The sequence below is a fragment of the Bacteroides sp. 2201st1_D9_2201SCRN_220225 genome, from assembly GCF_040928965.1.
Lineage (GTDB): Bacteria > Bacteroidota > Bacteroidia > Bacteroidales > Bacteroidaceae > Bacteroides > Bacteroides stercoris.
In genome coordinates, this window is record NZ_JBCODG010000063.1 from 1 (window position 1) to 22,300 (window position 22,300).

Below are 22,300 nucleotides of genomic sequence, written 5' to 3' on the forward strand. Positions count from 1 at the left end.
TTCGAGCTTTGCCTTTTCTACAATTACGTACATATTGATTAAAGTTTAAAGTTGTTACTCAATTATTCATATACCGGCCCCGTGGCAATGAATACCGTCTGTCCGTCAATCTGTGAGGAGATAACGGCACCTTCCTCATCGCCCATCAGGGACTCACCTGTGAGAAGCCCCACTTCCGCCCGCACATGGAAGATATATTTTGCCGGGAAACCCTTGTCCGCCGGAATGAACTCCAACGTCCGCCCGCCGGTTGCCAGCACCTTTTCCGGCTCGCCCGGCTTCGCACTCTGGCCTTTCCATGTGATGCGGAAAAGGTCATCGTACCCTGTACCGTACTCGCGGCGGTTGTCGAAGATGCGTACCTCATAGGCGCTCGGCTGCTTCATGTCCTCCGACAGGGTGAAACCTTTCGTCTGGATAATTTCGCAATTGAGGGAAACGGCCATCTCCGTCTTTACCTCAATAACCTTTTCCAGCCGCCCGTCCGTAGGTGCCTGCGGTCTGCTGCCCGCATATTCACAGGCACGAACACGGAAGCTTGCACCGGTGACATACTTCGCCTGATACATCAGCTTGCGGGTGTACACTCCGTTCCCGTCATGACAGACGATGCCGGGGTCATCCGGCGTAACCGGGCGGTATGCTCCGTTTTCAAGAATGTCCCAGAAGTATGCGGCGTGTTCATCATCCACGGGTTCAGTGCCCGTATAGAGCTGCGGTTCTATCTCCCTGTCCCAATAACCGGAACGGTCGGCCAGGCGAAGCGGGTCGGTCACCATCACGGAATCACCCTTCAGGCGCAACGAATACGCCTTGTTGTCGTACAGGTGCGAATACGACCTGATGCTCCTTTCGACCCTGACCTCGCGGTTCGTGCGCGGGTCAGTGAATATCGCGATGCCGAAATACTCCACCGGCTTCTCCGGCGGAATATTCTTCCGGATGGTAAGCGCATATTTGGGCACACCGCCGCTGCCGTCGGAAATGCTGTAATACTCGCCCTCGACGATGCGGTTGGCCGACTTGTCACGGGGCGCACCTTCGAACCACTCCACCCCCGTGAGTTCCATTTCACCGAATACCGTCTTCTCGTCGAATGCCGATACCTTCGGCACGATGACCAGCGGTGTCAGGGTCCGGTCGGGGCTGTATTCCCGCAGCTGCTTGTCATAGGTCTGCACGGGACTGCCCGACAATACTATTATCTCTCCCTGAAGGGAAAGGGGGGCAACGTAAATACGGCCCCACTGCTTGTTACTCTTTATTCCCATAGTTATAATATGTCAAATCCTAAATTCTTATCCACTTCCTCCAACCTGCCGTTTACCGGAAAGAACACCCGGCAGGTGAATATCACGGACTTGCTGACAAAACCGAAATCCGAACCGACCCCGTGCTGGTTCCCGTTGTCGATATGGATGGCAAGCCTGTTTCCGTCCACATACTCAGGCGTCCAGAGGTTGTCCGCCGGAACATTGCCACTGTTGCGGAACCACTCCACTTCGGTAGCATCGTCCGCCATCACATCATCCGTTATATCTGTAGTTCCGAAATATATACGCCCGGAAATTACCTCATCCACACCTCCTATGACGAATGCCTCCCCACCTGAAATGGAGAGCTGGAGCGAATACCTGCTGTCGCCCTCAAGGAGTCCCCATGACGGGGAGTTCCATTTCGGTTCGTCGGTTGTCTTGTCCTTCAGACAGCCCCACTTGCAGCCAAGGTGGTAGACCGTATGCTGTTCCAGCAGGGTATATTCGCTGCCGGAAGGTTTCGACAGTTCGTGCTGTACAAACCGGTAAGGAGCGCCGCTCTGGGCCGTTTCCAGCGACCAGGCACCCCGGTCTACCTTGTTGGGAATGACATCGCCGTTGTGGTCGAGTTGGTAGAATTTCTCGGCAATGACCGTCTGTGCCATGACGCCTGTCTCATTCTCGGAAATCGGCAGCTTTTCAAGTGCCTTGGTACGGGGAAATCTGCCGATACTGATTGAGTAGTTGTAGTCCTCCAGTATTGGCTTATAGACATTGGACAAGAACATAATCCGACCTTCTCGTGAAGAAATCATCCACGACTGTGCCCGACCGTTGAAGCCGCCCTCTTCAGGAAGCGTACTGTTACCCCTGCGGGTTACGTTGTAACCAGCCAACGGCGGATAGTTCGTGCCTCCAGGCACTTCGCTGTCCGGATAGAGCACGACCGTTATGCTGTTCTCCTGCGCATTGGTGGTAAGAATACGCATCCAGCTTGTATAATAGTCGGAACCGCCCGTTAGTAATGTATTAATGATGGAAAAGCAGACATCATTCTCCTGGAACTTCATGAAGTCGAAGTCCGTGCGTTTCTCGATACTCAGACGGTAGGTGTTTTCTCCCAAATCCTCCACGGATTCTATCTTGCCAATCTCGGTGAAGGAGTAATCAGATTCCATTCCTTGAATCTGATTGATAATAAGGTCAAGCACTGACAGTGAACCGCGGACTTCCAACCGTTCAAATTGTCCTCTACCATCAGGAAATATCCCTGCACCCTTGCCGGCAATCATACTGTCTACGAACTCGCCGAACTCGCCGCCTGCAAGGAGTTTAAGCAAATAATCTGTAGAGTCCGAGTGTTCTTTACTTAAGGCTCTTTCCGCAATCTCCAATAAAGTACGTAAAGAGGATAATACGTTCTTATCTGTTAGAGGCCGTTCATCATATTTTTCTAGAACAGTAACACTGCCAGCACCACCTCCATTTATAGTAGCCTGCATAGAACTTATCTGCCCCTCAATCTTATCTTCCCATTTTTCAGTCAGATAGTTTGATACGACACACGAAAGTTTTCCGGTCTTCAGATTCTTTTCTGTAGAAACAATACGAATGATTCTACTGATATTACGCGACGGTATGCTTACAGTTATCAAATCCCCACACTCTAAGCCGCCCTTTTTCCTCATATAACGATAATCCACATCAAGAGTAAACTTTACCCTTTTTTGCGAATTAAAAGCAAGCCAATCCGTAGCTTTCTCACGCAATTTTGATATTGCAGCTTGCTTGTATGACTCTCCGAGACGAATACCAGTAAAATTAAACTCCTCACCACCTCTCAAATGTTTGGCCGCTGATGGGATAAGAGGTCTGCTTTGGGTTTCCGGGTCAATGGGAGCCAATTCGTCTTCTTGGTAGATTAGGGTTATTTTCTTATTAGAATTATCCCACTTAAATTCAAAGGATTTTCCCATTAAATCTCCTGTGAGAAAATTAATACGCGCATCATCGCCAATAGCCAGTTCTTTGATATTAAAATCAATATCACGGCATATGAACTCACGAAAATTCTCCCCTGTAGGATTCTCAACAAAACCAGTAAAAGAAGGATAAATACCATCAAAAACAATCTTTTTCTCAACTACCCGATTGGTTTCTGAAAAGTTTTCCAAATACTTTTCGGGCAACATCAAACGTCCTTCTTCATCGCCTTCCCCTGGAGCTATATTCTTTGTTCCACCAACTGGATATACACGGGTAGTAACATCACCACTATCAACGTTGCTTTGCTCTACCTCATACAATCCACCACCTTGCCCTTGTGTAAATGTTAGATTTCTTTCATTTTCAATGCGTGATACATAATTTATCGTATGGTCATGTACATAATACTCATAGCCATACGCCGAAGCCAGCTCTGATAATAAACTACGGCAATCTATCCCGTCAAATGATAATGTCATATATTCCGTATCAGGAATATTGCCAAGCTGCCATCCCGTATCTACCCCTAAAGGATTATCATCTGTCTTATTGACATTCCATATCAACAATTCCAACCAATCCCTCAATTTTCCCGTAAGAGTAACGCGAGTGCTTTGGGTTATCTTATTGGTTAGAATCTTATCTATTAAAGTATATTCCGGTGCTTCAAATAGGTATGTTGTAGTATGATTCACAGAACTTTTATCGGCAAATTCAGATGCACGATTAATTTTATATTTTATTCCGCCAACCCTTATAAAATCCCCCTCTTGAATATCAGGAATGGTATCAGTAACCACAGTTACCGATACTTCATTCTTATTCATTATGCCATTAGCCAATATAGCATCATCAGATGCAATACTGGCTACCTTGGTATCAATTCCAGAAACTACACGATATACCTCTAAGATGTCAATCATTGTTGCATTACCCTACATTTTAAATCGAATTCCAATACATGCTTAGTCCGCACTGTAACGGTTATTCCATCTTTAAAATATATCTCCAGACGTTCATTACCTTTCAAAATCAAATTTCTGAGTCCTGGGCTAATACATAATGCCGAAAACTGACTCATGCTCGAATACAACCATTCCAGGCTATTTCCCAACATAGTACATTTTAATATCAATGTGGTAGGCTCACGGTATTCATTTTGCATATATGGCAAAGTCGTACCTATCTCTATCCGCTTTCCAACAGTCTCAACACCAGAACGAGAAGATACATAAATCCCAAAATCTGCATTTAAAGAATAACCATCCATTACGTAATTATTCCCACCTGACGGATTAATTCCTATTTCTGCCGGAATATAGCTTTGTTGCCAAAATTTCACTTGCACAATAGCCATATTTAAAGAAACGTATTCTTCTACAGAAATCTCATCCTTACAGATAACATTGAAGCTACCAAATCCGATCGATAAGCGCCTGCATGAAATACAAGCCTTCTTTAGCTTATCTAATTGGGATTTTACATTTTCAGAGCGAACCACCAAAGATAGAACTAAAGTCCGACCATCCAGTTCAATATCTTCTGCATCAACAAACGGTTCAATACTGGTTCCCCAATTATATTCCGTTGTTCCTTTACGCTTAGGAAGGTCAAATACTCCTGATATGGCAATACAATCTTTTGTCTGACCTACATAGGGGAAAGCATCGTAAGAAGATATATCTATATCGTCAAGTTTATAACTCATAAGTGTTTCCTTTCCGAACTATTAAATCAGCTCCCGTACAAGTTGCATTACCATATAAATAAACCGTAATATGAGCACCGCTGCATTCATCTACGATTATATCTGCAGTATCCAAAGCATCTATAATCAAGCGTGCCCCATTGGAAGCCCGAATATTCAGCTTTGTACTATCAGCAGCCCATATTCGGCACATCATTCGTTCTGTTATTTCCACTACGGCATAACACTTCCCCACAAAGGCTACTTCCTTTTGATTTTTCACATTTACTGTTTCATCGGCATACAATCCTTGTCCGTGCATCATATCTCCAAAATTAGAGCGAAGAAATGCACTTGATGGAGTATGTCTTGAAAGACAAAACTTAATATTATCAAAAAAGCATCTGAGCATATCAACCCTAGACTTTGTAGCTGCTAATTCTTGTAACCCTTCACTGCAGGCTCCAGCAGCGCCTGCCAATAATGCAATTCGTTCTTTCAGTTCCATACTATCCTCTCCCATTATAGTTTTTAGTGTTTTTTCTGATTTCATCAAGCTTTGTTTCCAATGATTTGATACCCGTTTTCAGTTCTTCAACAAGAGTACCAGTGTTATCTGCTGTTGCTTTTGTATTATTGTTTATTCCAACAATCTGCACATAAATATTAGCTATATTGGCAAGCTGCGTCCGGCATTCTATAAAATGCTCATGGCTCAAATTAAGCAAAGAACGTATATCTAAAGCAGACATATTCCATAGACCTACAAGCTGGGAAGCAGTCCCCTCAGTTACCGCAGCCTGCAGCTCACCAGTAACGCCATTCTCTATTTTATCTTCAATATCATCATTTATAAGTCCAAGACGTTCAAGTATTGCCTTATATCTTCCAAGGCTATTCATTATCTCTTCCTTCCCATCCTGCCCAGCAGAAACAATCTGATTCATTTCCCAATCTGTAATTCCAATTCCTCCATCTTTTGTTGGGTCAACAGCATCTGCCATCTTTTGAAACATATCTTCCATGGCATTTTGGATTACAAGAACATCAAACTGTTTAGCTATAACATTCCTCATTAAGTCATTTATCTTTTCTTGTACAACTTCTTTGCCGCTATCAAGACCATTACACAAACCATCAATAATACTCGAAGCCACATCATTGGAAAATGAATACAAATCCGTTGTTGATAACTCATCTACAATCCCTTGCTTTAGTTCGTCTATTTTATCCCGGTAATCCTCTATCTGACTTTCCCAATCAGCAATCTTCCCGTCATCACGTTTTTTGGACCTTTTGCTTTGTTCTGCTGCTATCATACCCTCTGTTTCAATTATCTTTTGCTGCAAGTTATTTACCTGCTCTATCTGCTTACTATATTTCTCACTGCCGATAGCTTTGGCTGTTTCACGTTCCAACTGCCGATATTGCTTTTCCAAGTTTTTCACATTCTCTTGATGTTGTTTAATTGCCCGATTAGCCTTACGACTTCTTCGGTCAAAGACATCAAATGCAGAAGATATAAGCCCAACGGCACCTGAAATCATAGTAGCCGGATTCATGGAAGCGATACCATCGGCCAATTTACCTGCCGACCCAACCATATTGGATATACTTCCAAGTAACTTTTGGGTTTCTTCATCCCCTGCTAACCCCATATTCTTTAAACCACCTATGACCGAATCAAAACATTCGTTCACCATTCCAAGCACTTCGGAAGTATCACCAAATATTTCTTTTAAGGATGCTTTCTTTTTAGTCTTATCAGCCTCTTGCTGATATTCTTTTATATGACTAACCAAGCTACGGAACGGGTTACGGGATTTGATTTCATTCTCCGCATCTTTCAGCTTTTCCAAGACCTTATCCAGGTTAATAGGGTCCAGCTTCAAATCTTTAGCTTTCGACTTGATTATCTGAATAAGATTTTCTATTTCGGAAATGGTAAGGTTATCTAAATCACCGAACAATTTTACCCATTCATCCGACTGCATCAACATCTGTGCATTTAACTCGTTCAAGGCTTTTTCTTTGCCTTTGGTTAGTTTATCTACCAATTCCTCATTTCCTGCTGCTTGAGCAATCTTTTCATCCCATTCTTTGGTTATAGTGTATTCGCGGCTCTTATAATCATCAAGTTGGGCAATAAGGGCATCGTATTTTTCCTTGAGTATTTTTTCTTCATTCATCAGATTCTTAACTTGAGCTTCAGAATACATATTACTTAATAAGTCTTTCTGCTCTTGTGGTAACTGCTCTATGGATGTAGTTGTAGGCTTGAAAACTCCCTTTTCATTATTCTTCTTACCTTTATTCCTTTCCTCCCATTGTTTTTTTTCGATTTCTTGTTGAGCCTTTATCAAAGCTTCTCCATGTTCTTTTATCGAAAACAACTCTTTCTGAAAATCCAAACGGCGCTGAGCTTGATACTTTTCTTCCCCTTCTTCCATTGCATCAATTCTCATCTGTTGCAAATCCATTGAGAATTGTTCAAACAGTTTTCCCTGTTCTTTTTTTGCATTCTCAATATCGCCTTTATAATCTTTTTTATCCGGTTCTGTATTAACCACAGTTGTGCCGGTTGTCGTAGTAGTCGTAGTGGTCGTACCAGTATTGACAGAAGTCAGACCTTTGATAAACGGAGCAAATCTCTTTTTTGCTTGATAGATATTATATTCGGTCGAATAAACGCTTCTGATATATTCATCCAAAGCCTCCACAACCTCATCATTTAATTCTTTTGCATCTTTGGCAATGCCATTTACTAATTCTCGTTGTAAATCCCAAAACACTTTTCGATTTCCAATACCGGCTCGTTGAGCTTCTGTCACTTTATCTACAATATTCTGAACTGTCAATTCTACTAATCCATCGTTGTTTGAATATTGTGAAAGCCCCTTACGTAAATTCTCCAACTCATCAGCCTGCTTCTTTACTCCAGATGTAGCGATTTCATCGGTAGCTTGGTTTTGTATCTGTAAGGCAATCTTTTCTTTCAATGAAGCATTTATACGGTCATAAGCACTCTTAATTTCTTCTGCAGAGGATTTTTCAGTAAGCATATTACTAAGATAACTTCCATACTGTCCGTTTATCAGGTTTATCACTTTCCTTCTTTCTTCTGTCCCTTCCTTAGCGCGAGCCAATGCCGAAAATACATCATCCAGTTCTCTTTTCTCTTTCAACTGTAATGCTATACACTCATTATAAGACTCATTTAATTTCCTATTTGCCTTCTCTGCTTCACTAACGTATGTTATATGCTTATATATGGCATATCCCAAAGCAGCTATAGCTGTTGCAATAAGCACATAAGGACTTTTAGCCATTATAGCATTCAATGCTTTTGTCTTCATGGCAAGTATTTCCTTTGCCTTGCTGACTATATTAAGCCAGTTTGCTTGAAGCTGCATCGATAGGGTCCACCCTTTAGCCAATCCTTGTTGATACAATTCAGCTTGCGCAGCGAGCAACACCGCAACACGATAGCTTCCCCACGCCGTAGCACCTACTACCAACAAATCTTGCAAGGTAGATAATGTGTTTACCAAATCCCCATTAGACAACGCATTATTGAAACTTTCAGCAATATCGGCAACTTGCTTCATTATTTCCTCGCCCATCGGCCGGAGTGCCGCAGTTATATTATTACGAAGAAGTACCAACTGATTTTCAGTACTATCATTCATCTTTTTAAAAGCAGTTTCCGCAGCTCCAGCGGAATTTCCCAACTCCGCCAAATCCTTAGAAGCTCCCTTGGCATTCTTTCCGGTAAGAGCCAATGCAGCTTGCAATGCTTCATCAGTACCAAGCAACTCTTTCATCTTGGTTGCAGAACCATCAGCTTTATCATAAATCAACTGTAATGCTTCTTGGAATGTACGGCCTTGGAAAGCTGCATCTCCGAGCTGGTTAGCTGTACCAAGTATAGCAGCACGTATCTTTGTCATGGCTTCCGATGTCGGTACACCTTGCTTAGTTATAGTAGCCACAGCAGCCAGTACATCATCAAGGCTTATGCCAAATGAAGCAGCAATCGGTGCAGCTTGGGCAATACTTGTGCCAAGTTCCCCAAACGTGGTCTTACCTAAACGGACCGTAGTAAATAGCTTATCGGACACGGATTTTGCTTTATCTGCCTGCATACCATAAGCATTCAAAATAGTAGTAATGGCATCAGCAGCCGTTGCCGTTTCAGTCAGACCGCCGGTAGCCGCCTTAGCGGATACCTCTAAAATTTTCATACCATTTGCTCCATCATGACCGGCAGACACGATTTGATACAATGCTTTAGCCGCTTCATCACCGGCAATAGGAATATCACGAATCATATCCATAACACGATTCATGTATTCTGTCAAACTACCGTCTACCTCTTTAGAAAGAGTAGCAACTTCAAGCATGGCTTTCTGAAAACGTTTTTCAAAATCGTATGATTCTTTGGCCGCACGAGCAAAGGCTATCCCTGCACTGATACCGATACCTCCGAACACATCAAACGATGTAATTTCATCAGCCATCGCCTTTATTATACCAATAGCTTCCCGACGACTTTTATAAAGTCCGGTATTATCTATGCCTGTAGCAAAATATAATGCACCATCTTTATTCTGAATACCCATAATTCATTTATTTTTAAAATATAAGAAAGCCCCATATCTTCACAGACACGGGGCATCAACCTCTAAAAACAAGACATGAAACAATGTTTCAACATTGTAATATATAAAAACAGGCATTATTTCGCTTTTGCGCCTTCAATATCATAGTACCTCTTCATCCGAATTGTTTTTGTCGGATCATCAAAACTTGGTAACTCAACCCATTCATAATCCACACCTTCGGTTTCTCCATCTTCATCAACTGTCCGGTTTCTTTCTTTCATCACAGAAGCATATTCCTGCATCATTATTTCAATCAAGGAATAACTGCTTTCCATTGTTTCCATATAAGTCAATCCTAACGAATCATGCACTATAACTAAGAATCTTGCTTGACTGTATCCTGCCAACTTTGCAGATTCTTCTGAGCGGCTATTATCTCCGTCTCTCCCAATGGGCTCACGTTCTGAAGCATCGTGATAGAGTCGCAAAAAGGGAAGTAACCTATTCTAAAGAATATGGCATTGAGAAGTATTCGTATATCTTCCCATGTGGAATTATCTATAAGAACATTGCGAAACCATGCCGGTGGCTCCGACGGCTTATTATGAATGCCCAAACATACAATATCAAGAAGTAACTCTCCATACTTATCCATCATAACCGGAAAATCACTAGTCGGCTCATCAGACTTGACAATCATCTTATCAAGGTCTGCCGGTTCTATTTCAAGCAAAAGAGGTCGCAACTTAAACCATGTCCTAACCGTTATCGGACGTATGACTATACTATCCCCGACTTCCTTTCCTGCCGGAATAGATTTTTTCTCGCTAAAATCAAATGGTATCTTGACTGGTTGCTCCGTTATGGAAGCTGACTCCAATTTAAACAAATTCTTTACACTCATAAATTTATCCAAAGGGGCTATCCCGTTGTACTTCCGGGAAAATTCCATAATATTCGCGACTATTATAGAATTGTTTCGCCCCTATCCATCAAAAGTTTGTTTCTATAGGCGGACTCGAACCGCCGACCTCATTATATAATGCGCTCTGCCGACTGAGCTATATAGAACCATAGTTATTTACTTGGATGCAGCTTTGGCCGCCTTAGCTTTAGGCGCCGCATCAGTAACTTCACGCATAAAGGCAGTTTTGGTTTCCCCTTTTTCTGTAATTGCTGCCTGTACGTACACACGAACCAATAACAACTCTGCTTGTTCTGCGCCTGGAGCCTGTGAAATCTTAGCAGCTATCTTACCATTGACAACAGTATAAACTACTTTCTTTCCTTTTTTGGGCAATGTTTCGCATTGGAATGTCTTATTGATTGACGGAATATCCGTAGGCTTATTCCAAACATCCTTTGGAGATAAATCTTCCCCTTTGTCAACGGTTCCACCAGCAAGCAATGCTATTGTATCATTACTTGGAGTAGGAATAGAGAACTCAATATAATCAGTGGTATCTTTTACAAATTCCACATATAAGGGTTCGGTACTGCCTTCAATGTCTATCTTCACTTCCTTAGGGTCTGCAAAGTTGAAAGCAACACTACTTTTGGTGGGTAAGGGAAGTGTGGTAAAATCCTTTCCCGGCACTCCATCACCAACATCTGCAATTCTAATCGCGCCTACGCCCATAGCGATAGGTCTTACCGTTTTTGTTTCTGGCATAATCAATTATCCACTTTTACATTAAATCGAATATTAATACACATAAATCCCTCTTTTAAATCCGGTATCGGAATACTTAGGAAATCCTCTATTTCTCTACAATTGCCATCATCACTATTTATCGAAGCAAGAGCCTTACGCACCATACGTTTTAACTCTTTCATACGTTGACGCTGATACATTCCATTATGCTTCAAAGGAACAAACACATTCACATTTACAGGGATTTTATTAATGAAATCCAACTCCGTTAATGATAGATGATTAATTACGATATGTTCGTCCTTAACACCGGCCTCAGATTTGTCTTTATATATGGCAATTCCAGTACCGGCAGCTTCTATCGCTTCATATACGAAATCTATTACATCAAATTCATCCATAAACTAGATTTTTTCAAATACCCTAATCAATGCCTTACGCAAATACTCCTGACATTGGATATATCCCGTAGTAGCCACATCTTTTCCTTTGGCTTCAACATGAACCGCATATTCCATACCGGCAACACCAATCAGTACGTAACTGCCTTGATAAGCCAAAGAAATATCTTCGGCCAACTGTCTGGCTTTGGAAATACCAGTATCACCGTCATTCCCTTTACCGCTTTTCTCAAAGTTTTCAGAAACGGTTTCTCCATCCATAGCTATTATATAGCCTACAGAAGAACGAAGATTGCCTGTGCGGTCTGTATAGTTACCCGATTTACGGGCCACTTCTACAAATTTTTCTCCGGCAGCAGAAAGTAATTTAAAAATCCTTTCTTCTGCTCGTTCTTGGAATTTGTCAAACCAGCGGTCTATATCCGCATCCGAAAACAAAGGCGTTAGTCCTGATTTCATACATTTATAATTGAATGGGATTGATACGGTTCCCAGCAAATTATATCCACATCAACATTAAGAGAAGGAACTTGTAAACGCAAATATTTAACATCAATATCAGGACGGACTTTAGTATAGAAATAGCCATGTACTTGCTTTTCGTCGCCAAGGCTGTTTTTCTTCATAACTATACGCCCATCACTAACGGAATCATATCTTCCCTTTACTGACAGAGTTTTTGTTTCTCCATCAACCCACTCACCATTGACTAATTTTCCGCCAATTTCATAAGTTATCAAGGCAGTATGAGGATATCTGGTTACCATGCGTTCCTTGCCCTTCCCCTAATAATGATTTTCTTTCCTAATTTGGCAGCCTTTTCAGGCTCCCCGTTCTCAATATATAACTGCTTTGCAGTCTGTATATAGTAAGAGCGGGGATGAGAGACAGATAACTTGTTTTCCGTGAAATCCGGAGAATTTATCAGCATGGCATACGTATCAGCGACACATAGGCCAACTTGCTTTATATTATCAGTAGTACATTGTTCTTCGGGATTAATACCACGCTTTACAAATACTACCTTTTCCAAGAAGCCTTCCATATCTCCAATAGAGGGATATTCCAGTATCGTTTCTCTGATTGTTGCCATAACTGTATTATTCTTCGTCACCCGGTTCTAAGTTTTCATCCTCCACTTCCTGACCCAAGAACTTAGCAGGAATATTATCCGTACCTTCTGTTGCTTCGTCTGACGGCCATTCCTTACCGTCAGCCTGCAAGATATACATAGCTTCCGGGTCATTGACTACAGGAATTGCATTAGCTTCAGCCTTGGTCCACTCCTTGAACGGCTCTTCAGTAGAGAATTTTGTAACCAAGATAAAGTCTTTCTTTACCATGATTGCTTTCTTCTTCAGAGACTCCGAATTTTCAGCCATAATAGGACCGTGCTGGATATTACCAACATTCAAATCCTCAAGGAAGCAAATACGATGCTTCTTCCATGGACAAACAGTAGTACGTTTGTGGTTTGCATCTTCAATACGCACAGCCGGATTGATAGTGATAATCTGTGCCGGATATTCTTGTTCAGCCAAATACTCGTTAATAACCTTCTTGGTGATAACGAGCTTCGATGTCTGGTTAATCCAGCCCTTAATCTTATCCAAAGTTGATTTCTGCTTCTTCAATAAAGTGAAATCAGATGTCAGCATAATAATGTATCGCAGACTTACCCCCTTAGCACTTGCTGCAGAAAGGACCTTTTCAATATCTTGCAGACCGTCAGCTTTTGCAGCATCAGCCCAGTCTGCTGAAGATTTCTTTCTGTTATCTGCTGGCATACCACAACCTACAAATTCAGTGGTTACAATACCGTTATTATTTTTCGCAGACAGATTAAATCCTGCACGGCTCATATACTGCATAGATAACCATTCTATACGACCACGCACTGCATTATACACAAAATCCTGATCTTTGAAAGAAAGGTTCAGCAACTCCATTTGCTCTGCGTCCCCTTGTGCATCACGCTCCAAATTCTTATATTCCTGATAGTCGCTTTCGTTCATGCCACGCTTTACGGCTATTTTGGGAATATCACCGGACATTTTGCTGATTACTTCCCGTGTCTTCTCCGGAGCGGAAGAATCAAAAGAAACGACATCGGCAATTACCGGAGCACCTTTCTCTCCAACCAATGTTTCCCATTTCAAGCTTGTAACTCTTTTGGGAGTAAAGAAATTAGGGTAATACATTGGTTTTACATGGCGCGAGTTTAAACGGGCACTCATGTTTTTCTTGTTTACTTGTTTGATTAAACTTCTTTCCATAAATCAATTATGATTTCTTGTTTACGAATCTGATTAACGGCATCAAAGCCTTCAAGCCTGCATCGATAGGGAAGGGCATATTACCTTCACTAATGGTTCCACGTACCATTAAGCCGCATGATTGGTTAGCGACAGTCAAATCAACTTTTGACAAGGTTATCACCAACTCAGATGAACTTGTAACAAGGGTTGCCTTTCCTTCCGTAGCCTTCTCTTTTACCCCGACCAATACTTGACCTACCTTTGCTGCGCCAATCTTGGCTTCAAGAGTAATAACATCATATCCGGCATTACTCTTGTCTATGGCTGTAATCTTATCGGATGCACCTTTTAAGCCCCCTCCAATAGTAACAAAATCCCCAACAGCAAACAGATGGCTTTTATTGACTTTTACAGTCGTTCCCTCTGCTTCCAAGGCTTCTGTAACCAAAGCAGTCTTGATTACACGATACCCTCCATTTTCATCTTTGCCAACAACACAATATGGCGGCAATTCGTCCAATGGCATACCATCAAAAATCGCAGTTCTTAAATCAGCGCGAACAATGGTACCGCCACCGACAACATCCTCGAGCATTTTTATGACCGCAGGATGGTACTGAAATTCTTTTTCTTTCTTAAAAAACATAGCTACAATGGATTAATTATTAATCAATACCGAGACTGGCAACCCCGTTGGAATCCCCAGTACCCTCATCTTTATTCATGATTTCCAACCATTCCTTTTCTGTCCGGTCTTTGGGCTGTGCTACATACGGGCGATAATTGCCTGCATCCACTTCATCGGATATTGCGCTTTGGCGAATTTCCTTATATTCTTCTTGAAGCTCCTTAATTTGGTCTTCTACAGATGTTTCGGAATTTACATCAATACGCTTAAACCATTTTTCCGGCAACTTGGCCGTATCAAACAATGCCTTAGCAGACGCGTTTTTGCCGGAATCGGAAACGGTTTTTGTTAAGGTGGAAATATTATCCGTTAAGGTCTGGATTTGCTTTTGCTGGGCTTGAATCATCTTTTTGAAAGCAGGCGGAAGATCATCCAAATCATCATCTACATCATCGTCATCGTCGTCAACGACCGTTTTGTTTTTCTTCCCTTTTTTGCCCTTTCCCTCTATAGGCTTGCCATCTTTCAGACCATGCTTCTTTTCATATTCAGCAATAGCATTATTGATAACATTCTGCTTGTTCTGCTCGCTTGCTTCCAAATCCGGAAGAATGTTATCCTTAAAAAGAGAGACATAGTTTTCCAGATTTTCCTCGCTCTCAATATTAAACAAGGCTTTTACCTTTGCAGCATATTTCTCTGGAATACCTGCTTTCTTTAAAGCTTTTTTAATTGCAACTAAAATTTCCATAGTCTTTTTGCTTTAAAATATATTGGAGCAGGATTTTTACCATAAAAAAAGGCTACCCGCACCCGGATAGCCTATATTCAAATAAACTTTAAATACTAATCTTCATCGTCTTCGTCATCATATCCGCACATGGCATCCTGCTCTGCCTGCATACGGTCACCCAAGAAATAATACTTTTTATATCCCTCTTCCTTTTCCTCCATGCTTAACCTTGCCCACTTGACGGAAGCCATCATTACTTCATCGTTCTCATCATACTTCCCTGCTTCGTAATTTCTGAGAATCTTTTCTGATCTTTCTTTCCAATATTGGCGAAGCTCATCTGTAACTTCCGGTACTTTCGGTTCCTTGCTCATAGCTCTTTCAATTTAATATTAATCTTATCTTCCTGCTCCGATACCGATATTATCTCAAATCTTGTATCAGTGGCAAAAAGTATTTCATATTGATTCTTTTCTACAAATTTACCGTTAAATTCCGAGATTTTCGATATATCCTTTCCATTTTTACCCTGAATCCTAAAAACTATGCTCACTTCATTTCTTTTCAAAGGGCGATAACTCGCAAACATATCAGCTATTTCCGGAGATTTGCTACATGATGTAAATATCTTGTGGGAAACCTCTTTTTTATCCTTATACAAAGCTTCGTATTCCTTTCGCTTTATTATAGTACCACGATACGTAATGCCTTTAAATGTTGGCAACAAATTCAACCCTTCACGAATTAATGTTGCGGCAGCTTTATTAAACTCGCTAAGGTTGTCATTATACAACTGTTTATTTAACTGTCGATAGTTGCCTCCGGCTTTAGTATAATGATGTATAGCGGCCAACCTTGTATTAGAAATATTCGGATATTCCTTTGAAAGAAAATCAATAGCACGCTGCATCGATACAGATGTGCTTCTTGTGCGGGTAAACTTCTTTTCTTCCAATGTATAAATATTGGTTTTCAACTCTCCAAAGAACTGCCGGTTATCACGAATAAAATAGGGTTCATTGCTCCATCCTTTAGCCCTTTCAAGGTTCTTGTTTACCCAAGATTTAGCCGATTGAGGTACATCTTTTACAACAAGTTCTTCCGGTATCGTATCATTTACCAAATACTCGGCCAAATCTTCCGGTTCCATAACTATTGGAGTCGCATAACAAATGCAAAACGGATGAAACCCTGTAAATTTAAATGTTTTCGGATATTTGCCAACCATCGAATCACAAAGGGCACACGGTCCGCGATTACTATCAGACCGTCTTATCTCTATGCCCAAAACAAAGTCCTGACCATTCCATCGTTCATAATCTGCTGCACGATAAGCCATATTGGTTGTCGTAGAAGATAATCGCAATGCGTTCATACTTGCACTACGGTACACACCTTGGCCAGGATGATAATTTTTCATAGGCTGAGATAAAATCAGTTTCCCATTTGCATCACGCACACGCCTAAAACGTTTGTCTGGTTCTTTAAGAAGTTGGCGCACATCCCGACCTATCTGCCCGGCATTACGACCTACCGATACTCCAGATGCAAGATAATACTCCAGTTGCTCTTTTGCCAGCTCCGCAATATTCCACACACGGTCAGATAAGGCATTTCCCCTAATATCCATACCTTTTTTTAGCTGCAACATAGCTTTGGCATTATGAGCAAACAGCCCTTCTTTTATAGCTGTACTGATAGCCAATCCCTCAACATACCTTGAGATAAAATCATCATTCTTTAGTTCAGAACGTTTCCATGCGTCCATTTGGAATTGAGTAATATTGGCAAGTAGGTCAGATTGTAACTTTACCAACTCCCTATCAATACGTTTTTCTATTGACTGGTTTCTTACCCATACACTATCTTTCCCCTTATCTGCCCATTGTTGAAGATAAGGGGAAATAGCAGCAATAAAACGATTAAAGATAGCTGTTATATCATTTTGCTGCACCAACATTTTTTGCAAATGCTGACTATCATAAAAGGAAAGCCCTTTACGTTTCATCATTCATCTGGATTAGCAGAAAATGTAGCACCAAAAGGATTGCTGTTTTGTGCCATTTCTTTTTCTTCTTTCTTCATGGTTGCAGTCTCTTGTTTGGCATTCTTTGTATAAGGAGATTCTGCAGTGATAGTCTCTTGCGAATTGATAGGCTTATTACCGTTTGCAATAGCCAAGTTCTGCAAAATTTCCGTAAGGTTCTTGGGCAAGATTGAACCGAACTTCACCTCGAAATAATTTCCCTCTATTGCGCCAGCGTTTTTGATATGGGAAATACGGGCCATACCAGCCTGCACGATTGCCACACAACGCTGTACCACCGGACCGAATATTTCCATCTGTTCCGTAGCTTTTATCTTTGCGTCAATAGTCATAAACTCACGAGCCACTCCGGATAAATCACCTATACCGATAAGGTTGTCAAAGGAGAGGTCAGGGCAAGAAGCACCGGAAAATATCTCATGCCTTTCGTTTGCGATTTCCTCTTTCTGAGAATCAATAGACTGCTGCCAGGATAAATATTCTGCATCACCATGATAAGCAGTTCCGGTATCCGGGTCCACTTCCATGGAGAAATTCAACTCCTTTCCCACCGTTTCCTTTGAAGGTAAATTGGTCTGGCCGTAAGTCTTTAACATAGGGTCTCCAAAATAGTCATTAGTATCTGACATTCGAGAAAGGCGCATTTCATACGCATCCATAAGAACTGCTATATCTTCCCAGTCCGGTTGGTCTACTTCTGCATAGACAACAGGAATTTTCCCGAATAGATTCTTATCCTTTGTTATAACCCACTGCCCATCATTGATTCCGGTTATAATCTCATTAGCGGTATAAATCTTCACGCATTCACAACTTCTGCCATTAACCATAGCTGTGTATTTATGAATGAAGCCATCCATATCATCATCATCGTCAAAATGCGGGTAAAATTCATTGGTTACATTATCATCCTTTGGTGTTGATAATATTTTGGCTTTTAATACGACTTCTTTTTTTAAGATAGGATTTCCATCCTTATCCGTTCCCTTAATATTGCTTTTCGTTACAGGATAAAAGACAATCGCCCCTTTGGTTTCAGATAGTACAATACGAGCAAATCTCATAAAGACTGATTTCATCTTAAGCTTACGGACAAATACCTGCTTGAAGTCTTGCAAGCTATCATCATCCATATTATCTGCCGATACAATCATATCCCCACCGAACAAAAAAGCTGCTGCTGTACGTACTATCTTCTTTGGGATATTAGTTACAATCTTAGCAACCGGCACAGTCTTATCTTCCAAACGTTTTGGTTTTTCTTCGCCAGTATTTGGGTCTGTTTCAAACTCTGTATCTGAATATACAGCCACTTTTTTAGGTTCACGAAAACCTACTGAAGTTTTACGACGGCGGCGTTCTCCGTTATATTCCTCCAAATATTCTTTGGGGTCTCTATCTTCTATGGTATCTACACATAAATCACTGACTATTCGAGAAAAGTCGTCATTACTCAATATTTCGGATATTCCTGGCATATACTTTTCTCTTAAAATATATCCTCCTATTGTATTTCACAACTATAAATTCCCTACCATACATACAAAAACTCTATTCTTCAAAAAAGAAGAATATGAAAAGACTTAAAAGAATAACCAATACAATCAAATGGTTCTTATATCAAGAACAAAGTAGAGAAAATCTATTATTATGGTTTATTGGGGATATAATCACAACATTCTTTATGTAGTAATTTTATCCGCGTCCTACTTTGCGCGTTGTTTTTTTGAAATTCAGTCCGATTGACTCGGCAAACTCTGCAAGAATGGTGCATCCGTCCGGTGCATCATCATGAGCATTATCTCCCTCACGCTTATGGTTTGTAAGAGCTTTCATAAAGCGCCAGTAGTCAGAACCTTTAGTGTATTCTGTTTCATCGAGGAATGCGCAATGCTTTTTTATCCAGCCGGCTTTCATCAGAATACGAGTTTCTTTATGCTGAGTAGTAGGACGCGCTTGGATAAGACAGGACTTTCTTTTCGTGGTAACAAGTTTACGCACATTGATAGCGAATATACGCCCACCATTGTTTGACTCGATACGTAACTGGTCGCATTCGGTATCTATTACCATTTGTGCCAAGCGTGGCTCCGTAACCTCAACCGGGTCTTTGGTAAATAATACATCTGTGATAAAGTATTTCGGTCCGAATACCTTTGCGAATGGTGCACAGAAATCATCATCACCTTTATCCGCAGTATCACAAGCGCCAATAGTGCCATCAGGTCTTTTACCTGCAATATCGGCGAGTTTAAAGCGCATAAGGGAGGACTTCGGAAATAGTAAACCTTTTGCTTCGAATGGCTCCTGCATATACTCGGCCATCCAAATACTTTCGTCTGTCTCCGAGCGCAATTCAAGGTAATATTCGGTCGTGTGTACATCTTCACAGAAGGACCGTTCGTTTTCATCAAGAGCTGCAATACGGATGATTTCATTATATTTTCCTGCTTCTTCCAAACGCCCAAGTACATCATTGGCAGACCAGCGTGTACCAATGTCAATAAGACAACAGTTACCCTCTATACGAGAATCATGCGTACCTTGTTTCCATGACCATACTTTTTCATTATTGTTATCGGATAAGGCATCTTCCAAGCTCTTGTACAAGTCGTCCGTCATGGCGAGCATGGACGCACCAAAACCGATAACAGTTCCACCAACACCACCGCCAAAATAAGAAACCTGACGGGCTCCCTCAACATTCCAGCTCTTCACATTCTGTTTATCACCTTTAAGATAAATATCCGGAAATATTTCATGAAAACGTTTGGACTTCACAATATCACGGGCATCATAGGAAAGTTTATTGTACAATGTATCAGAACAACAGTTACGCATAACTGATTCTTCCGGAAAATGCCCAAGCATCCATGCGATAAACAAAGATGAAATATAAGACTTTCCTGCACGTGGCGGCATACTTACTGCAAGGCGATAGATTATGCCGGCAGAGTATGACTCATATACACGCATAAAAGCTTCTGCAACTTTCTTCAGGAATAAACGCTTTGCAAAAAACTTCGGGTCATAGTATAAACAGAAAGCCCAGAAATCTTTCTGAGCTTCCCGCTTGCGAAGAATTGTTACTGCCTTCGCACGCTTTATAAGAATTTCCCGGTTGCTTTTACTCTTGTTCGCCACGTATTATAGCTATTAACTGTTCATCGGTCATACTTTCAAGTTCATCACCTAAATTCACATTGGTATCAACTTCTTTACGGTCGCGCCATTTTTCCGGCTGTCGGTTCTTCAACCAAAATATTGCAGCCGTTGTGTCCGGTGGATAATGTTCTATATACTCCTTTTGGTCAGTTATACGCCCATCAGATGTAGCGAATTTAGTTGCTTTGCATGAGTAACCAATAGCACGATTATACAAGCGAGAAGCTACATTGGCATCAGCCAAATTCTTTCCTTTTTTTAAGGACTCAAGAAATTCAGGGTATTTCTTTTTCCAACTATTGATTGTCTGTTCTGAAACCGAGAAGAATTCAGCAATTTCTTTATCTGTCGCACCAAGCAGACAGAGTTTAAGAACTTGGTCGGAATACTCTTCTTTGTAATCCGATTTACGTCCTCTTTTCTTTTTTTCTGCTGAATTCTTCTTTTCTGTCATAACCAATAACTAACCAAAACTGACAAATTGAGACAACTCATCCTTTAATTCGGGTAAGCCTCCATTATCAAAATAGAAAGAAGAACGCATTTTTCCCTGTTTTTTTACCCCACGCATGGTTTTACACAAGTGTTCTCCCTCCAATACTACACCTATAGCTAAAGGTGGATATTCATCACCAAGTGCATTCCTTATCATATCAACAATATCTTGCGCCAATCTTTCTTGTATCTGTAAGCGGGCAGCGCAGTAATCTACCACACGGCCCACTTTGGAAATGCCAAGAATCTTTCCTTTAGGATTAGGGATATATGCAAACCAATACTTACCAAAGAAAGGCATCATGTGATGCTCGCACATAGAATAATATGTACCGGAATCAGACACAACACTACCACAAGATAAACCATCCTTGCCATTCGGGAATACAGTAATCTTTGGCTTTTGTTCAGGGTCATATCCGCGAAATATCTCTTGCCACATCCTTAAAATACGATCTGGAGTGCCAACAAGTCCTTCTCGATTAGGATTCTCACCAATGTACGAAAGGATATTTCTTATCGCACATTCAATATCTTTTGGGTCTGCAAGCTTAGTTTCCATTTGGGATGCTTTTTAATATAATCAATAACTTCTTCTGTATTTTGACAAGAGCATGGCTGTAAATAATACACGGCTGCTGTCATTTCTTCATAGGTTGATAAATCCTGCCCAGTATAGACTACTTTTATTTCATGAGGATTAACAACAATAGCATTACTTCCTTCTTTCGGTGAGCAAGTTACCCAATCTATATTATTCGGTAAGGAGCGCGTCCCGTTAGTTTCTATACAGACATATTTACCTATCCGATGCAGACAGTCTACAAACTCCCTATCAATCCAAAGCGAAGGTTCTCCGCCCGTCAGTATGACCATCACTGCCGGATATTTCCCTACTTCCGACAAAATTTCCTCATCGGACATCAAAATACCGTCTTCATGCTGCGTATCACAGAAAGGACATTTCAAATTACATCCGGAGAAACGGACAAAAACAGCCGGGGTTCCGGTATGATAACCTTCCCCCTGTATGCTGTAGAATATTTCATTTACCTTTTTCATACCATGCTATATTGTTTTCCGACTCCTGCACCATTACTTTAAAACAAGCCGGAACTTGTTCACAAATCCATCTTGCCATATTCTCCGCTGTCGTATTAAATGAAAGCACTTCATTTAAGTTACGGTGGTCCAACTGCTCCTGAATCTTTTGTTTTATGTGGGTAAAATCTACAACCATACCATCATCATTCAACTGTTTTGCCCGACACCAAACCACGATTATCCAATTATGCCCATGTAAATTCTCACATTTGCTTCTATACGAAAGATTCAGGCTGTGCGAAGCTGATACTTCAATACGTTTTCTAACTGTGTACATAATAA

The 22,300-nt window shown here is 41.2% G+C and carries 23 protein-coding genes and 1 tRNA gene; all 24 read right to left on the reverse strand.

The genetic code is table 11. The features are described from left to right. Nucleotides 1-62: 62 nt before the first annotated feature. Nucleotides 63-1,271 (reverse strand): hypothetical protein, encoded by a 1,209-nt coding sequence (locus tag AB5903_RS17095; RefSeq protein ID WP_368118067.1) that lies wholly within the window; start codon nucleotides 1,269-1,271, stop codon nucleotides 63-65. A 2-nt stretch (nucleotides 1,272-1,273) separates the two neighbouring features. Next, nucleotides 1,274-4,165 (reverse strand): hypothetical protein, encoded by a 2,892-nt coding sequence (locus AB5903_RS17100; RefSeq protein WP_368118068.1) that lies wholly within the window; start codon nucleotides 4,163-4,165, stop codon nucleotides 1,274-1,276. Further along, entirely contained in the window at nucleotides 4,162-4,950 is a 789-nt protein-coding gene (locus AB5903_RS17105; protein ID WP_151871346.1) for a hypothetical protein, read from the reverse strand. The genes AB5903_RS17100 and AB5903_RS17105 overlap by 4 nt, the downstream gene beginning before the upstream one ends. Beyond that, nucleotides 4,940-5,437, reverse strand: coding sequence for a hypothetical protein (locus AB5903_RS17110; RefSeq protein ID WP_225990560.1), 498 nt, complete (start codon nucleotides 5,435-5,437; stop codon nucleotides 4,940-4,942). Before AB5903_RS17110 ends, AB5903_RS17105 begins: the two co-directional genes overlap by 11 nt. A gap of 1 nt (nucleotide 5,438) precedes the next feature. Continuing rightward, entirely contained in the window at nucleotides 5,439-9,551 is a 4,113-nt protein-coding gene (locus AB5903_RS17115) for a phage tail tape measure protein (protein WP_151871345.1), read from the reverse strand. Between the two features lie 116 nt (nucleotides 9,552-9,667). After that, nucleotides 9,668-9,877, reverse strand: coding sequence for a hypothetical protein (locus AB5903_RS17120; protein ID WP_007558016.1), 210 nt, complete (start codon nucleotides 9,875-9,877; stop codon nucleotides 9,668-9,670). Between the two features lie 32 nt (nucleotides 9,878-9,909). Beyond that, a complete protein-coding gene (locus AB5903_RS17125; protein ID WP_225990561.1) occupies nucleotides 9,910-10,485 on the reverse strand; it encodes a hypothetical protein in 576 nt (191 codons plus the stop codon). 51 nt (nucleotides 10,486-10,536) lie between these two features. After that, nucleotides 10,537-10,604 (reverse strand) — tRNA-OTHER (locus AB5903_RS17130). A gap of 10 nt (nucleotides 10,605-10,614) precedes the next feature. Further along, nucleotides 10,615-11,205 (reverse strand): hypothetical protein, encoded by a 591-nt coding sequence (locus AB5903_RS17135; RefSeq protein WP_151871344.1) that lies wholly within the window; start codon nucleotides 11,203-11,205, stop codon nucleotides 10,615-10,617. A gap of 2 nt (nucleotides 11,206-11,207) precedes the next feature. After that, nucleotides 11,208-11,588 (reverse strand): hypothetical protein, encoded by a 381-nt coding sequence (locus tag AB5903_RS17140; RefSeq protein ID WP_151871343.1) that lies wholly within the window; start codon nucleotides 11,586-11,588, stop codon nucleotides 11,208-11,210. A 3-nt stretch (nucleotides 11,589-11,591) separates the two neighbouring features. Beyond that, nucleotides 11,592-12,047 carry an HK97 gp10 family phage protein gene (locus AB5903_RS17145; RefSeq protein ID WP_008782000.1) on the reverse strand — a complete coding sequence of 152 codons (456 nt, stop codon included), beginning with the start codon at nucleotides 12,045-12,047 and terminating at the stop codon, nucleotides 11,592-11,594. Then, nucleotides 12,044-12,328 carry a hypothetical protein gene (locus tag AB5903_RS17150; RefSeq protein ID WP_234945065.1) on the reverse strand — a complete coding sequence of 95 codons (285 nt, stop codon included), beginning with the start codon at nucleotides 12,326-12,328 and terminating at the stop codon, nucleotides 12,044-12,046. Before AB5903_RS17150 ends, AB5903_RS17145 begins: the two co-directional genes overlap by 4 nt. A 20-nt stretch (nucleotides 12,329-12,348) precedes the next feature. Further along, on the reverse strand, nucleotides 12,349-12,681 hold the full coding sequence (locus AB5903_RS17155) for a hypothetical protein (RefSeq protein WP_008781999.1): 333 nt from the start codon (nucleotides 12,679-12,681) through the stop codon (nucleotides 12,349-12,351). Nucleotides 12,682-12,688: 7 nt separating this feature from the next. After that, a complete protein-coding gene (locus AB5903_RS17160) occupies nucleotides 12,689-13,864 on the reverse strand; it encodes a major capsid protein (RefSeq protein WP_151871342.1) in 1,176 nt (391 codons plus the stop codon). Between the two features lie 7 nt (nucleotides 13,865-13,871). Further along, nucleotides 13,872-14,492 (reverse strand): hypothetical protein, encoded by a 621-nt coding sequence (locus AB5903_RS17165; RefSeq protein WP_151871341.1) that lies wholly within the window; start codon nucleotides 14,490-14,492, stop codon nucleotides 13,872-13,874. A gap of 19 nt (nucleotides 14,493-14,511) precedes the next feature. Further along, nucleotides 14,512-15,225: a hypothetical protein gene (locus AB5903_RS17170; RefSeq protein WP_151872130.1), complete on the reverse strand. Its 714-nt coding sequence runs from the start codon at nucleotides 15,223-15,225 to the stop codon at nucleotides 14,512-14,514. A gap of 95 nt (nucleotides 15,226-15,320) precedes the next feature. Next, nucleotides 15,321-15,581 (reverse strand): hypothetical protein, encoded by a 261-nt coding sequence (locus AB5903_RS17175; RefSeq protein ID WP_151871621.1) that lies wholly within the window; start codon nucleotides 15,579-15,581, stop codon nucleotides 15,321-15,323. After that, nucleotides 15,578-17,218, reverse strand: coding sequence for an ADP-ribosyltransferase domain-containing protein (locus AB5903_RS17180; RefSeq protein WP_225982505.1), 1,641 nt, complete (start codon nucleotides 17,216-17,218; stop codon nucleotides 15,578-15,580). Before AB5903_RS17180 ends, AB5903_RS17175 begins: the two co-directional genes overlap by 4 nt. Then, the gene (locus AB5903_RS17185) at nucleotides 17,215-18,732 is read right to left on the reverse strand and encodes a phage portal protein (RefSeq protein WP_151871622.1); all 1,518 of its coding nucleotides are present in this window, start codon (nucleotides 18,730-18,732) and stop codon (nucleotides 17,215-17,217) included. The genes AB5903_RS17180 and AB5903_RS17185 overlap by 4 nt, the downstream gene beginning before the upstream one ends. A 217-nt stretch (nucleotides 18,733-18,949) precedes the next feature. Continuing rightward, nucleotides 18,950-20,398 (reverse strand): phage terminase large subunit, encoded by a 1,449-nt coding sequence (gene terL / locus AB5903_RS17190; RefSeq protein ID WP_368118069.1) that lies wholly within the window; start codon nucleotides 20,396-20,398, stop codon nucleotides 18,950-18,952. Next, a complete protein-coding gene (locus tag AB5903_RS17195) occupies nucleotides 20,382-20,873 on the reverse strand; it encodes a helix-turn-helix domain-containing protein (RefSeq protein ID WP_007558041.1) in 492 nt (163 codons plus the stop codon). The genes terL and AB5903_RS17195 overlap by 17 nt, the downstream gene beginning before the upstream one ends. A 9-nt stretch (nucleotides 20,874-20,882) precedes the next feature. Next, complete coding sequence (folE, locus tag AB5903_RS17200) at nucleotides 20,883-21,476, reverse strand: GTP cyclohydrolase I (protein WP_122134319.1); 594 nt, start codon at nucleotides 21,474-21,476, stop codon at nucleotides 20,883-20,885. After that, nucleotides 21,431-21,976 carry a 7-carboxy-7-deazaguanine synthase QueE gene (locus tag AB5903_RS17205; protein WP_122134320.1) on the reverse strand — a complete coding sequence of 182 codons (546 nt, stop codon included), beginning with the start codon at nucleotides 21,974-21,976 and terminating at the stop codon, nucleotides 21,431-21,433. Before AB5903_RS17205 ends, folE begins: the two co-directional genes overlap by 46 nt. Beyond that, nucleotides 21,960-22,295: a 6-carboxytetrahydropterin synthase QueD gene (queD, locus tag AB5903_RS17210; RefSeq protein ID WP_368118070.1), complete on the reverse strand. Its 336-nt coding sequence runs from the start codon at nucleotides 22,293-22,295 to the stop codon at nucleotides 21,960-21,962. The genes AB5903_RS17205 and queD overlap by 17 nt, the downstream gene beginning before the upstream one ends. Nucleotides 22,296-22,300: the final 5 nt, after the last annotated feature.

Coding starts and splice junctions, on each gene's coding strand:
- AB5903_RS17160 (WP_151871342.1), bottom strand. CDS start 13,864: ATGGAAAGAAGTTTAATCAAACAAGTAAACAAGAAAAACATGAGTGCC.
- AB5903_RS17100 (WP_368118068.1), bottom strand. CDS start 4,165: ATGATTGACATCTTAGAGGTATATCGTGTAGTTTCTGGAATTGATACC.
- AB5903_RS17155 (WP_008781999.1), bottom strand. CDS start 12,681: ATGGCAACAATCAGAGAAACGATACTGGAATATCCCTCTATTGGAGAT.
- AB5903_RS17205 (WP_122134320.1), bottom strand. CDS start 21,976: ATGAAAAAGGTAAATGAAATATTCTACAGCATACAGGGGGAAGGTTAT.
- AB5903_RS17125 (WP_225990561.1), bottom strand. CDS start 10,485: ATGGAATTTTCCCGGAAGTACAACGGGATAGCCCCTTTGGATAAATTT.
- AB5903_RS17140 (WP_151871343.1), bottom strand. CDS start 11,588: ATGGATGAATTTGATGTAATAGATTTCGTATATGAAGCGATAGAAGCT.
- AB5903_RS17115 (WP_151871345.1), bottom strand. CDS start 9,551: ATGGGTATTCAGAATAAAGATGGTGCATTATATTTTGCTACAGGCATA.
- AB5903_RS17095 (WP_368118067.1), bottom strand. CDS start 1,271: ATGGGAATAAAGAGTAACAAGCAGTGGGGCCGTATTTACGTTGCCCCC.
- AB5903_RS17110 (WP_225990560.1), bottom strand. CDS start 5,437: ATGGAACTGAAAGAACGAATTGCATTATTGGCAGGCGCTGCTGGAGCC.
- AB5903_RS17175 (WP_151871621.1), bottom strand. CDS start 15,581: ATGAGCAAGGAACCGAAAGTACCGGAAGTTACAGATGAGCTTCGCCAA.
- AB5903_RS17120 (WP_007558016.1), bottom strand. CDS start 9,877: ATGGAAACAATGGAAAGCAGTTATTCCTTGATTGAAATAATGATGCAG.
- folE (WP_122134319.1), bottom strand. CDS start 21,476: ATGGAAACTAAGCTTGCAGACCCAAAAGATATTGAATGTGCGATAAGA.
- AB5903_RS17145 (WP_008782000.1), bottom strand. CDS start 12,047: ATGAAATCAGGACTAACGCCTTTGTTTTCGGATGCGGATATAGACCGC.
- AB5903_RS17165 (WP_151871341.1), bottom strand. CDS start 14,492: ATGTTTTTTAAGAAAGAAAAAGAATTTCAGTACCATCCTGCGGTCATA.
- AB5903_RS17135 (WP_151871344.1), bottom strand. CDS start 11,205: ATGCCAGAAACAAAAACGGTAAGACCTATCGCTATGGGCGTAGGCGCG.
- AB5903_RS17170 (WP_151872130.1), bottom strand. CDS start 15,225: ATGGAAATTTTAGTTGCAATTAAAAAAGCTTTAAAGAAAGCAGGTATT.
- AB5903_RS17185 (WP_151871622.1), bottom strand. CDS start 18,732: ATGCCAGGAATATCCGAAATATTGAGTAATGACGACTTTTCTCGAATA.
- AB5903_RS17180 (WP_225982505.1), bottom strand. CDS start 17,218: ATGATGAAACGTAAAGGGCTTTCCTTTTATGATAGTCAGCATTTGCAA.
- queD (WP_368118070.1), bottom strand. CDS start 22,295: ATGTACACAGTTAGAAAACGTATTGAAGTATCAGCTTCGCACAGCCTG.
- AB5903_RS17105 (WP_151871346.1), bottom strand. CDS start 4,950: ATGAGTTATAAACTTGACGATATAGATATATCTTCTTACGATGCTTTC.
- AB5903_RS17195 (WP_007558041.1), bottom strand. CDS start 20,873: ATGACAGAAAAGAAGAATTCAGCAGAAAAAAAGAAAAGAGGACGTAAA.